Raw genomic sequence first — 13,740 nt, forward strand, 5'->3', positions numbered from 1 at the left:
CGAGTTACAATCGGTTAAATTTTTCAATTTTAATCAACTTCCGTTGATATGATAGATGGTAACAAAAGTAGTAAATTATTTTTTGCAAATAGATGAGAAAAATGGCAAAAACAGGGGGAAGTTGTGACAAGATTTAATGAATGAAGAACAATTATCGCATCATTTTTTTGGGCGTACAGCTTCCGCTTGCACGGTAATTGTTTTATACTGACTGCTTCTTACTTCGTTGACAAGCTGAATCACCAATTCAACCAGCTCTTGCTTAAATACGGTTGCATCATAGGTTCCCTTTTCTACCAAGCGCAACTTTCTTTCCCAAACACCGGTAAGTTCCGGACTCTTTAACAATTCGTTTTTTATGGTATCAATTAATTCCATGCCTGTTTGCGTGGCAATCAATTTTCGTCCCTTCTTTTCAATATACTTACGTCTAAATAGTGTTTCAATGATATTCGCCCGTGTAGATGGCCGTCCGATACCGTTTTCTTTAAGTAACTCGCGCATTTCCTCATCATCCACTTGTTTTCCGGCGGTCTCCATCGCCCGTAAAAGGGTGGCTTCGGTATATGCTTTTGGAGCTGTCGTTCTACCCTTGTGGATAAATGGCTCGTGCGGCCCAGACTCCCCCGCTTCAAATAGCGGAATTTCCTGTTCTTCTTTATCGGCTTTATCTCCCTTTTTCTCTTTCGGATAAAGCGCACGCCAACCTGGTTCAAGAATCTGCTTACCTGTGACACGGAATGGGATGGTGCCCACCTTGCCTTCTATCGTTGTATTGGATATTTTGCATTCCGGATAAAATGCCGCAATAAAACGTCGGGCAACTAAATCGTATATGCGTTTTTCTGTTAGTGGCAAGCTGTCTGGGCATATTTCCGTGGGAATAATGGCATGGTGGTCGCTCACCTTGGCATTGTCAAAAATGGATTTATTTTTATCGATGGGATTTTCTAAAATTACCGCCGTATAGGAAGCATAGTGCTTCATGCTAGCTAATATATGCGGCACTTGCGGAAAAATATCTTCCGATAAATAGGTGGTATCTACCCGAGGATAAGTAACCCATTTTTTCTCGTACAGGCTTTGAATATTGGTAAGGGTTTCATCCGCAGAAAATCCATATTTTTTATTAGCGTCTACCTGCAAGGAGGTTAGATCATAGAGGCGCGGATTTTTTTCTCTACCTTCTTTCGTTTCGGCCGATAGGATTTCGAAAAGGTGCTGTTGGAGATAAGCCAGTCCCTTATCCGCCCGCTCTGCCGACTTCAGTCGTTCTATTTGAGCGGTAAAAATGGTTTCCCGATACGTGGTTTTTAATTCCCAATAGTCTGTAGCTTTAAAGGCGTTAATTTCTTTTTGTCGCTCAACCAACATCGCCAATGTGGGGGTTTGTACCCGTCCAATAGACAAAACGGTTTTATACGCACCGTATTTGGTGGTAAATAAGCGGGTAGCATTAATTCCCAGCAACCAATCGCCAATAGCTCTAGCGCTACCAGCAGCATAAAGTCGCTCATAATCTTCGGCCGATTTAAGGTTATTAAAACCTTCCCGAATGGCTGTCTCTGTCAGCGATGAAATCCATAGCCTTTTCATCGGTACCTGACAACGGGCTTTAAGTAATACCCATCGCTGAATAAGTTCCCCCTCCTGCCCCGCATCACCACAATTAATCACTTCTTCGCAGGTGGCAACTAAACGTTCGATAACCTTGAATTGCTTTTCTATGCCTTTATTTTCAATTAGCTTTATGCCAAAGGTAGGTGGAATAATGGGCAAGAGCTCCAGACGCCAAGATTTCCATTCGGCTGCATAGTCGTGCGGTTCTTTCAAGGTGCAAAGATGTCCGAAAGTCCATGTCACCTGATAACCATTCCCTTCGTAATAGCCATCCTTACGAACAGTCGCGCCAATTACCTGGGCAATATCTTTGGCTACACTCGGTTTCTCTGCTATACAAACTTTCATACGGGCACCCTATTCTGGGCTGGCGAATTTCGGAAAAATGTCATTACCATGAAAGAAAAAAACCATGTTAATCTCCGCTAATTTTATTAGCTTTGTTATAAAATTATTAGCAATACAAGGGCCATTTGCCCGTAACCAGCGGGCAACTAAACGAAGGTAGGAATGATAAACAAAGCTAACGTAACCAACGCAAGCATTGAATCAGCAGGTTTACCAAAAGATTATAAACAGGCTATTGCCGAGTATATCTGGAACGGTTTTGACGCAAAAGCCTCAAGCGTACGTATTCACTTTAAAGCCAATAAATTAGGCTATCTCGACCAAATAACCATCGAAGATAATGGCGAAGGCATTCCTTATGAGACGCTTCATGCATCATTTGGTAATTTTCTTGATTCGTTGAAAAAAAGAACATTCCAACGTTCGTCATACACGAAGGGGAAAAAGGGAAAGGGGCGTTTTTCCTTTTCCTTGTTTGCAACACGGGCTACTTGGAGAACAGTTTACCGACATGACAACAAGCTGTTGGCTTATCAGGTAATGATGGAGCGCGATAGAAAAGATGAATATGAAGACACTGCTAAAAAAATCTCGAAAAAGAACAGCACAGGCACATCGGTAACCTTAGCAGGAATTTTTGGCATTACAGCTTCTTCTTTAACCCATCAAACTTTTTTTGATTACCTAGCGGCAGAATTTGGCTGGTTTCTTTTTCTGAATAAAGACAACGGTTATACCTTATCACTTCAGGAAAAACCGCTTGATTATAGCCATCTGATCTTGGAAAAGGATATGGTACAATGGTCCATATCAGGAAGAGCAGGAAACACCTACACCTTTAAGGTAACCTACCTACGCTGGAGTGATCATATTGGCGACAAGTATTATTACTACTACTTAAATAGTGATAAAATAGAGGTAGCAAAAGACTTGACAAGTTATAACAACAATGCCATCGATTTTCACCACAGTGTTTACGTTGAATCGTCTTTCTTTGACGCATTTGATCAAGGAACGGTGGATGATGGTATACACGACAATCTTTTTAGTCAACTCAGTCATCATCTAATTTTTAAAAAGCTCAACACAGAATTAAAACAACTACTTCATCGAAAACAAAAAAAATACATCAAAGAAAGAGCTGCTGATGAACATCTGTTAACCATTGAAAAGAATGGCTCACTCCCCCACTTTTCCAACAACAGGTATGATCAAGAACGTAAAAAGGACTTGTTATTGGTGGTGAAAGAGCTTTATTGTGTTCAACCTAAAATCCTTAAAGGGTTAAAGCAAGAGCAGGAAAAAACATTCATTGGTTTTTTGAATTTATTATTGGACACCGATGAACGGGAAAATATCTTGACCATTGTAGAACAGGTAACCCGTCTCAGTACAACCGAGCGGGAAGAACTGTGCCTTGTACTCAAAAAAACCAACTTTTCCAGAATCGTTGAGACCATAAAATTGATAGAAAATCGCTTTAAAGTTATTGAACTGCTCCGAACATTGGTGTTTGATCTCAAAAGATTTACGACAGAAAGAGACCATATCCAGCGCGTCATTGAAGAGAACTATTGGCTTTTTGGCGAACAATATCATCTCGCTTCTGCCGATAAGCATTTCGAGTACTTGCTTTCGGCCTACCTTTTTATTATCGATGGCATAGAAACAAAACAACGCATCAATTACCATTGGAAAAGAAGGCCTGATATCTTTCTGTGTAGAAAAAACACTGTTCCAGACCGCGTGGATAACGAATACCAATTGGAGGAAAATATTATGGTTGAACTGAAACGTCCTACCGTTACTTTGGGAAAGGAACAGCTTCGTCAGGTAGATGATTATTTAGACCTACTTATGAAAGAAGATCAGTTTAATAGCCAAACACGGACATGGAAGTTTTATCTCGTTAGCAACAAGATTGATGCGTATATGGAAAAGCAATATGCTGCATTTAAGGATAAGGGCAAAAAATTTCTTGTCCACCAGTCGGGCAGATACGAGATTTTTGCATTGACATGGGACGACCTTTTCCGGACTTTCGAAATCAAACACAATTATTTATTAGATAAACTGGAATTCGACAAAAACGCTATCCAAGAAGAATTACAACTCAAAAACATTACATTAGATCGGTCTTCTTCAGATAAGGTAGCTAGCCAAACGATGACTATTTAAACAGGCCAATTAATATATGTCCAGATACGCCCTTTTAATAGGAAATGACATTAACAACCTATCTCCTGGCAGGAGTTGGAAAGCGCTTTTAGCGGATATAAAAGCACATTTTCGTGTAGCGTCCATCCAAAATGAAGACAAGCCTTTTCCGATGTTATATGAAGAAATATTTCTAGGGGCCATAGCCAATGGTTCGATTGTAAAGGAGATTACGTTAAAAGCTTTCATTGCCGAGCGGGTATCTCGTATTATAAGCAATGAAATTCATGAGGCCATTCGGGAGCTTCCTGTTTCGCATATTATGACCACCAATTATGAATTTTCTATAGAGGGCGCGGTTCCGAAAATCAATAACGGTATCATCAAAGAAACCACGTATAGCATCTTTCGGAGGTATGAGCTTCATCACAAAACATTCTGGCATATTCACGGCGATTGCAAGCATCCAAACTCCATTAACTTGGGTTATGAGCATTATTGCGGCCAACTTCAAGGAATGCGAAGCTATACCGTTTCTGGCACCAACTATAGTTCAACCGAAGTCCTAAAAACATCCCTTATTAGACGGCTTGCTCAAAAAAAACCGTTAAACAATCAATCATGGATAGATCTTTTTTTCACTCAGGATATATACATCTTGGGGTTATCCTTAGACTATGTCGAATCAGATTTGTGGTGGTTGCTTACCTATAGGGCGCGCAATAAATTTTACCGGAAAAGTGGATTTATAAGGAATCGAATCCACTATTTTATTCCAAAAACCTATACAGAAAAAGCTGCCGGAAAGCTGGCGCTTTTAAAGGCGAACGATGTTCATGTCCATGTGATAGATCAGCCATCTAAAAGGCACTATTATCAGGAAATATTAGAGAAGATCAGGCAAGACGGACGCTAAGTGTATACGAATACTAAGATAACGATGGCTATTCACTTCGGGGATCATTTTTTAAGGGCATTTTTGCACATCGTATAACCTCGAGTATTGGGCAACCAAAATCTGACACGATCTTGCCTTCCAATAAATACAAGCCATTACCTAATAAGGGATATTGACTTAACGATTGAGGAAAGTGCACCGTGTCAAAAAAGTTCCCGTGGCAGTCAAAAAAAGTTCCAAATTTCATCCGCTGCCTATTTTTTGTCCGCGCATCTTTATCGCATACAAAATCACCCACCATACGGACGTTTTTTCCTTCATTAGCCAACATATCTGCCGCTTGCACATCCCCTCGATAAGTAGCCCGTGCAAGATCAAAAAGGCTAGCCGAAACCGGAAAGCCAATCAACTCTAACTCGTCATAGATATCCTCGAGCACCGACGAATCCAGTTTTGGCAATATCGGTTTCCTTGACTGGTTTTCAAATAGTGAAGCCTTATTCATAGACCATTTACGGCTAGCATGTAACAGATGTGCTTCCCACAACAATTCCTTTTTGCCCATTCCCGTAAAGCGAAAAGCACCACATCGTATCAGGACAAGAAGTTGTTCCAACCCTGCCCCAGTACGTAGTACAAAGTTTTCTAAACTAGTATAATCGCCATATTGCGCACGCGCTAGGGGTATACGTTCGGCTAATTCCTGCTCCAAGTTTAATAAGCAGTCAAACCCCAAATAGATATCCTTTCCATCAATTGTCGTATTCATCGCACTTTTATTCACACAGGGCAGGCAAACATTTCCTCCGGCCTTCTTGGCCTCCATTACATATACCTTCCGGTTATAAAAGCCACCGTAATTATTGAGCACTGCTACCATAAACTCTAATGGGTAATAAGTTTTTAGGTACAAGCTCTGATAGCTTTCTACGGCAAAGCTTGCGCTATGCGCCTTATTGAAACTGTAGCCCGCAAAAGATGCCATTTGCCTCCATACTTCCATCGATACCTCTTCCGGATAGTGCATCGCTGTACAATGATTAAAGAACTTATCCTTAATTTCCAACAGGTGGTCAACATGCCGGTATTTGCCACTCATCATTCTACGCAGCACATCCGCATCTGCCAAATCCAGTCCGCCAAAATAGTGTCCTATTTTCATGACATCTTCCTGGTATACCATAACGCCATACGTTTCCTTCAATTGCTCTTTAAATGTCGGATGCGGGTACACTACCTTTGAGGGATCATGATGGCGCTCAATATAAGCCTTCATCATCCCACTGCTCGCTACACCTGGACGGATAATGGAAGAAGCCGCCACTAAGGTTAAATAATTGTCGCAACACAATTTCGTCAACAGCTGCCGCATAGCCGGACTCTCAATATAAAAACAACCAACGGTATTGGCCGATTGTAGCTGCGCTGCAATGTTAGGATCATTAAAAAATCGGTTGGGGTTATCTGTAGCAATAACTTCCCCCTTATTTTCCTTAACAATTTCCCGACAATCTTTTATATGTCCTATACCTCTTTGAGAGAGGATATCGAATTTCTCAAAGCCAATATCTTCGGCAACGTACATGTCAAATTGTACTGTAGGTAAACCTTTCGGTGGATAATCGAGCGCAACATAACGGGTAAGCGGTTCTTCAGCAATCAGTACGCCAGACGCATGAATGGTACGCTGATTAGGGAAATCTTCCATTTGTTTAGACACCGAAAGAATCATATCGGTAACTTCATTTTTATTAAGCATATGCTGCGGCTCGTTTACCAGTCGATCAATTTCTCTTTTAGGTAATCCGTACACTTTGCCTAACTCTCGGATAATTGATCGGCTACGGAAAGTACTCATTGCGCCCATTAATGCAACATGACCATCTGGATAGTTCTCAAAAATATAACGGTATATATCGTCACGCTCATTCCAACTAAAATCAATATCAAAATCTGGTGGTGATTTACGTTTCGGATTGAGAAAACGTTCAAAATATAGATCGAGCGCTATAGGATCCACATCGGTAATACCTAAGCAATAGGCAACTACAGAATTTGCTCCGCTCCCACGCCCAACATAATGAAAAGAACGGCTTCTGGCATATCGACATATATCATCCGTTATGAGAAAATAACTGGAAAAATTCAGGTTACGAATAATATCCAATTCTTTTAACACACGCATTTTAGCCTCCCCATCCGTGTGTTGGTACCGCTGGATAAAACCATCCATTGTATATTGGTATAGCAGTTGCTGATCTTCACCGTTACTAGCGGTAAAAGTGGCCTTGTTTTTTACCTTTTTGAAATCAAAATTAAAAGAACAACTTTCCAGGAGGCGGCAAGTGTTATGTATCAATTCTGGAAATCGACTGTATCGGTTAAGTAATTCCGTTTTGGTCAACAATACCTCATCCGGTCTCCCCACTTGCCGGTGTTCTAGCTGTGAAATCAATACATTATGGTCTATCGCACGTAGTTGGGTATGTAGTTTATAATCCGTTTTTTCATAAGAGACGGTTTGGAGCACCACATATTTTTTTTTACCAAATAGCCTATTAAATGCCATGCGATTCAAATCTGATGGACGCACGCCAATATATTCATTTTCGCGCAGCAACTGGGGTAGGTTTCCGCCAAACGGATAAACGATATAGGCGTTGTCAAATGCAGGAGCTATCTCAGGGAGCGTTGTTTTTTCCCGATTTGCTTTGGTTATCCATGCATTGAGTTCTTGAAATCCCAACTCATTCCGGGCAATCCCGATGTAAAGCAAGTCGTTTCCGTTTCGAAATTCCATTCCCGCAAAGCCATTAATACCGGCTTCCCGACAAAGCCGAATAAAATCCAGTACACCCGAACTGTTGTTAATATCGGTAAGGACGGCCGTATCGTATCCATTAGCGCGAATACGCTCTATAAGCTGCTCCAAGCTTAGCGTACCATAACGCAGACTAAAATAACTATGGACATTTAGCAACATGATCTTCTACTTGATAATCCTTTCCAGAAAATCCCCGTACAATGGATGTAGCACCAAACCGCATCCTAATCCGGTCCAAGGCATGAGCAAGATTAAGATCTTCCAACGTATCGTTAAAAAGGTCAGTTTGGTAATTACCGGTAATCAGATGACTAAATTTAACGCCGATGAGCCGGATAAGCATTCTACGGCTATAGAGTTTATTAAAAAGCTCCAGCACTTTTCCGGAAATGACCCGTTCAGATGAGGTATAAGGAACTTTAATTTGCATGGTATGGGTATCAAAATTGGAATACCGTATTTTTAGCGTAATACAGCCTGTAAGTTTACCTTCCCTTCGCATATCGAAGCAAAGTTCATCTACCATCGAAAGCATCGTTGCACGAAGTATGTCTATATTTATGGTATCTTGCTGATAGGTCGTTTCCTTACTCATACTCTTTTGTTCACGGAAGGGTACTACCGGCGTAGTATCTAACGCATTTGCTTTTTTCCAAATGGACACACCACTTTCTCCCAATACACGCTGCATGGTAAAAACCTCCATCTGCTGTAGCGTAAGGATTTTAGAGACACCCATATTTCGTAGTATGGTATAGGTTTTATCGCCAATCATGGGGATTTTACGAATACTAAGCGGGGCCAAAAAGCCTTTTTCTGTGCCAAAGTCTACTTTTCGTTCTCCACAAGGTTTAGCCGTTCCGGTGGCAATTTTACTTACCGTTTTGTTAATCGACAGGCCAAAGGAAATAGGTAAACCCGTTTCCTTTATAATCCGTTGACGTAATTCCTGACTCCATTTCCAACAACCAAAGAATTTATCCATTCCACTGATATCGAGGTAATGTTCATCAATAGAAGATTTCTCGACTAGCGGTGCTTTTTCCTCAATAATTTCTGTAACAACATTGGAATACTTACTATACATATCATGATCGCCCTTAACCACAATAGCTTGTGGACAAAGGCGTAGGGCAAGTTTCATGGGCATTGCTGAGTGTACACCAAACTGTCTAGCTTCGTAGCTGCATGAAGCCACTACGCCTCTGTCGGAGCTTCCACCTATTAGAATTGGTTTACCCTTTAGCTTATCGTTGCGCAATCGCTCTACAGAAACGAAAAAAGTATCCAGATCACAATGAATAATATGCCTTTCCATTTTTATTAGCTTACGCTATAATATACTAATTTTAATAGCAAATATACTAATAATTATAGCACAAAAGCAAGAAAGATATTTTGAAATTGATTGCCTAGCTTTATCTTGTCACTTTCTTCCGAAGAAAGTAACCAAAGACTCACCGCTTCAAAATTTACAAGAACAGCAGTGCATCCCACTACTAATTCGTAAATTTTGGAGGCGGCATTTTCGAAAACCGAAGGTAGGTGCTCTGCTTTTTTAAGGTATTTAAGCTCCTTCGTGGCCTGCGGAAGAAAGTGAAAACAATTTAAAAGATAGACTAGAGCGAACCTTTTACTTGTTCGAAAGTCTTACCAATGCTATTTCCAAGGAAGGCACAAAATTAATATGTCCGGATTTATTACTTTCGTAAATAAAATCCTGCACGCTTTTGTTTGAGTAAGCAGAAAAGTCGCCTATAACAGCTAATCTCACACGGTAATTTGAAAATTTTTGAAGAATTTCACCTGCTATTCCGTTCTTTAAATTAAAAAATTCAGGTATTAGGTTCCTTTCATACATCGCTATACTGTCAAAGCCCTGGTAATACAAATTACCCAACAAGTCTAGTCCATCTTCGGCAGATCGAACGATTATTTCTGGAGAAACAACTTCCGCAATTTTTATGTCATTGATAACGTGAGTTTTGGTTTGCATCGTACAGGGAAAATGTATTATAAAATCTTTTTGCAGGTAACGAGCAGTTTGTCATGATGATAGATAAGCAGGTTTCCCGCTTTATCCACGACATAACTGTCTTCCGGACTGTCGGCACTGATATAACGGTCGCCATGCTTCACCAATTCGGTTGCCGTTGGTTGAATAACCGGTTGATCACTTACCTGTAGTTTTTCGCCCTTAAAAGCAACCGGCTGTATCACCACCCGTTTCTTATCCGTAATGACCTGATAGGCGATCTTTGCACCATCGGGTGTCTTGATCTCTTCATCGTACCACACACCTAGCAGATAGGTGGAATCAGGAGTTGCAACGTTCATTACATCTTTATTACCAATAGGCAAGCTCGTGGTATCCGTTTTTTGTTTAGTGGCAGTTGATGACGGTTCTTGCTGACAAGATGAATTCACCAAAGCCAATCCGATGAACAAAGCGGCTGAAAAAATCTGTTTTATATACATAGTTACCCTATAAAGATGCCCAAAATACCCAAAAAGCCTCAACTATCCAATTTTACCGTCTATAAAGCAACAAAAGCCCTGCTTTTGGGAAGCAAGGGCCTTTGTTATATAATCAACCTAAACCTTAATCTATAAACGTAGCTTTTTACATTTTGTTTTATAACATGCTATTTTTTTTCGAGTGGGAAATACAGGGCTCGAACCTGTGACCCCTACCTTGTCGAGGTAGTGCTCTGAACCAACTGAGCTAATTTCCCTTAGAGGCTGTTTAAATTGGTATGGTTACGTTTTTTATAGGTGAATTTTAAACAGTCTCTTCATGTGCCACAAAAATAAATCTTTTATCGTTATTGGAAAATCATTTTGATAATTTATTTTCATTAGCGTCTTGCTGTCGATCTCCATCGTCCATCCTTGAATGCATTTCGGCAATTCACCGCGCACATCTTTTTCACGGTAAGGGATACGCTTTAGGTGTCGTGCTTGGCCCATCAACCGTAAGCTTTCCCTGCTTGTCGATATGCAACTCATCGATAAACACCACACGTTCATTACCTGTGGCCTGAGTACGTCCATGGTATACACAAAACTGCTTACCATTAGGAGCAAACACCACACTGTTATGGCCTGTACCGCTAACGTCCCCGCCTTTGTCGGTATTTCTTTCCAGCACCGGATTATTATCTGCTTTCCTGAATGGTCCCAAAGGACTTTTAGCCGTAGCATATCCAACGGCATAATATGCACCAGCAAAATGGTTGGCAGAGTACATCATATAATAAACATCACCTACCTTAAACGCAAAAGATCCTTCTGTCCATCGTCGGTTTACCTCTTTAGCCGTCACAGAACGACTCTCCCATTCGCTCTGTTTATCATCCATCGTTACCGGTGGGCGTAAAAGCAACTGCGGTTCACCCATCACACCACTAAAATCTGGTTTTAACTCTACACCATACACCCAGCTTTCCTCTATTTCGTTAAACCAGCCTTTTTCTTGTGCCCATTGGGCCACTTCACTTTTTACTGGATGTTTATAACAACACCTCGAATAATACAGATAAATACGTCCGTCTGCATCAAACAAAACATTAGCATCAATAATGGGATAGCCAGGGTCAAATATCGGTCTATCTAGGATATCCCTAAATGGTCCCGTCGGTTTATCTGCCACGGCTACGCCAATCTTAAAATTTTCTTGTTCTTGGTGCGGATTAACTTTCCATTGCGCACTGTAAAAAAGATAAAACTTGCCATTCCTTTTGTATACTTCCGGAGCCCAAAACGAATGGATACCCCAAGCTTCTGCATGGTTTCCATAATACACTTGCCCTTCGTATTTCCAGTTAACCATATCTTTGGAAGAATACGCTGAGAAGCCATCTTTAGCCCCTCCTCCTGTGCCATACATGTAGTAGCACTTGGCAGCATCATCGTATAAAACATACGGATCACCAAAAGCCACCTGAAGTGGATTTTTATATTTTTTCTTTATTTGGCTATGGGTAACTGTTGGTACAACCAAGGTCAGAACACTCAACCAAATCGCCATTACCATATGTTTTACGTCCATTATGTTGAATCATTTAATCGATTAGCAAACCCCAAATAGAAGGATATTTTTCTTTTACACCAAACACATATTGTCTCAACTTTTCAGAAATATGTATCAATACGTAGTTTGCGTGCCATGCAATCCAAGCTTTATACGTCATATTGAATGAACTGCTGTGGAGTTGTCATTCCACTGCGGTCGAGCTAAACGGTATTTATGCGCTTTGAGTAATTTATCCAACGGTTAAAACCAATCGAATAATTAAGCTTCCTTATTTTCTTTCCTTTTCAGTATTCTGATCGATAATTCGGGGAAACGGATCACTGCTGCCATCCATACAAGTGCTTCTATAACTGCTGGGAATAAAATATCCTGTCCGTGTTGCAAATGTGTAGCGATAGCTCCTCCCAGATAAGAAGTCAAGAGCAATAGCCCCAAGATGCCTGTTCTTGAAAAAAGGAACAACACTACTGAAAGTGCTTCTATAATACCCAAAATGGCATAAGGTTTTGCAGATATACCAAAAGAAGAAGCCATTTGTAAGGCGTGTTCACTACTCCTGATTTTGTCAAACGCAGAGGCCAAAAGCATTAATCCGATAATGCCACTTAATACCCAACCACCTATATTTTTTCTTTTTGTGTTCATGTTTATCGTTTTTATTATTTGCTTGTTATAATGCCATTCCTCCATCTATAAAAAACTCTGCTCCTGTTATAAATGACGAAGAATTATTATCAGACAAATAGACCACCAGTTTTGCAACATCTTCTGGTGTTCCCATTTTTCCTAAGGGTACCTGACCGATCATTTGTCTCTTAATTACCTCCAACGTTGCTTCATCTATTCCAAATTTTGACTGCATTGCTGTGGCTAAATTGTCAATATCAGCCATAACAGACTGGTTAGCAAGAATAGATTTTATACCTGTATCTTCAGATACCTTTTTTAACGCCTCTTCCCTTTTTCCTGTAATCAATACGTTTGCATTCAGGTTTGAAAATGCTTTAGCTGTGGCATAGCCAATTCCGCTATTACCTCCTGTAATTACCACCACTTTGTCTTTTACTAAATTGTTCATATTGTTATTATTTTTAAATGGCTATCGGAAAGTTTACCTCAAAATGCGCCCTTACGTCATATCGAGCGCAAAACACCTTATTCGTCATTCTTAACATAGCTAGGAATCTCATTTTTAAACAGAATCCTCCACTACGGTCTGAATGATGCTATTTACGCGTTTTGGGTCATTTATCTGATAACCATCATTTTTCATTATTTGCTCAAAGTTAGAGCATAATAGTTTACATTTGTAACTAATTACCTAATTGATAGTAGTTACATAAATGTAAGCATATGGAAAACAAGCATGATCAAGAAGATTGCAGCCACACGCATCTAGCCATTCAGGACACGCTATATGTGGTTAGTGGTAAATGGAAACTGGTCATTTTATCCATTTTGGTAAACGATGGAGCAATGCGTTTTGGTGAATTATCCAGAAAGGCGGGCATCAGTCCACGGATTTTGTCAAAAGAACTGCAAGAAATGGAAATGAATAAATTAGTTTCCCGTACTGTATCAAATACCAGACCGATAACCGTAACGTATGGTGCAACCGAATATGCCGACACTCTAAAAGAAGTGATTGATGCTATGATTAAATGGGGGAAAAACCATCGGAAAGCAATAGCAGCAAACTAAGCGATATTAGCATTATCATCATGTAACCTATAAAAGGTGCAAGCCAACAGCCTAAGACGTTTTTGTGAAAGTGCCATCAAAAAAACTCCTGAGCAAGGTATTTGTTATTCACATCAAGGAGTAATCTCCTTCTTGAAAGTAAACTTAACTAACGAA

The 13,740-nt window shown here is 40.3% G+C and carries 11 protein-coding genes and 1 tRNA gene; 3 read left to right on the forward strand and 9 right to left on the reverse strand.

Annotation, left to right across the window (positions count from 1 at the left end):
- Positions 1-159: 159 nt before the first annotated feature.
- Positions 160-1,968 carry a DNA topoisomerase 3 gene (locus ABD930_RS12390; RefSeq protein ID WP_345232043.1) on the reverse strand — a complete coding sequence of 603 codons (1,809 nt, stop codon included), beginning with the start codon at positions 1,966-1,968 and terminating at the stop codon, positions 160-162.
- Positions 1,969-2,130: 162 nt separating this feature from the next.
- On the opposite strand from ABD930_RS12390, the gene ABD930_RS12395 reads away from it, so the two are divergent.
- Entirely contained in the window at positions 2,131-4,146 is a 2,016-nt protein-coding gene (locus ABD930_RS12395) for an ATP-binding protein (RefSeq protein ID WP_345232044.1), read from the forward strand.
- 16 nt (positions 4,147-4,162) lie between these two features.
- Positions 4,163-5,041, forward strand: coding sequence for an SIR2 family protein (locus tag ABD930_RS12400; RefSeq protein ID WP_345232045.1), 879 nt, complete (start codon positions 4,163-4,165; stop codon positions 5,039-5,041).
- 28 nt (positions 5,042-5,069) lie between these two features.
- Here the strand turns inward: ABD930_RS12400 and ABD930_RS12405 are convergent, their stop codons facing one another.
- From ABD930_RS12405 to ABD930_RS12440, 8 genes are all read right to left on the reverse strand, one after another.
- A complete protein-coding gene (locus ABD930_RS12405) occupies positions 5,070-8,006 on the reverse strand; it encodes a DNA polymerase III subunit alpha (RefSeq protein ID WP_345232046.1) in 2,937 nt (978 codons plus the stop codon).
- Entirely contained in the window at positions 7,987-9,165 is a 1,179-nt protein-coding gene (dinB, locus tag ABD930_RS12410; protein ID WP_345232047.1) for a DNA polymerase IV, read from the reverse strand. Before dinB ends, ABD930_RS12405 begins: the two co-directional genes overlap by 20 nt.
- 315 nt (positions 9,166-9,480) lie before the next feature.
- Entirely contained in the window at positions 9,481-9,843 is a 363-nt protein-coding gene (locus tag ABD930_RS12415) for a DUF4180 domain-containing protein (RefSeq protein ID WP_345232048.1), read from the reverse strand.
- Between the two features lie 17 nt (positions 9,844-9,860).
- Complete coding sequence (locus tag ABD930_RS12420) at positions 9,861-10,325, reverse strand: hypothetical protein (protein WP_345232049.1); 465 nt, start codon at positions 10,323-10,325, stop codon at positions 9,861-9,863.
- Between the two features lie 182 nt (positions 10,326-10,507).
- Positions 10,508-10,582 (reverse strand) — tRNA-Val (locus ABD930_RS12425).
- 194 nt (positions 10,583-10,776) lie between these two features.
- Positions 10,777-11,898, reverse strand: coding sequence for a glycoside hydrolase family 43 protein (locus ABD930_RS12430; RefSeq protein ID WP_345232050.1), 1,122 nt, complete (start codon positions 11,896-11,898; stop codon positions 10,777-10,779).
- Positions 11,899-12,141: 243 nt separating this feature from the next.
- Positions 12,142-12,528, reverse strand: coding sequence for a DoxX family protein (locus tag ABD930_RS12435; RefSeq protein ID WP_345232051.1), 387 nt, complete (start codon positions 12,526-12,528; stop codon positions 12,142-12,144).
- Positions 12,529-12,553: 25 nt separating this feature from the next.
- Positions 12,554-12,961, reverse strand: coding sequence for an SDR family oxidoreductase (locus ABD930_RS12440; protein ID WP_345232052.1), 408 nt, complete (start codon positions 12,959-12,961; stop codon positions 12,554-12,556).
- A gap of 275 nt (positions 12,962-13,236) precedes the next feature.
- On the opposite strand from ABD930_RS12440, the gene ABD930_RS12445 reads away from it, so the two are divergent.
- Positions 13,237-13,584: a winged helix-turn-helix transcriptional regulator gene (locus ABD930_RS12445; RefSeq protein ID WP_345232053.1), complete on the forward strand. Its 348-nt coding sequence runs from the start codon at positions 13,237-13,239 to the stop codon at positions 13,582-13,584.
- The last annotated feature ends 156 nt before the right edge of the window (positions 13,585-13,740 follow it).

The sequence above is a fragment of the Olivibacter ginsenosidimutans genome (assembly GCF_039542865.1).
GTDB classification, from domain to species: Bacteria; Bacteroidota; Bacteroidia; order Sphingobacteriales; family Sphingobacteriaceae; genus Olivibacter; species Olivibacter ginsenosidimutans.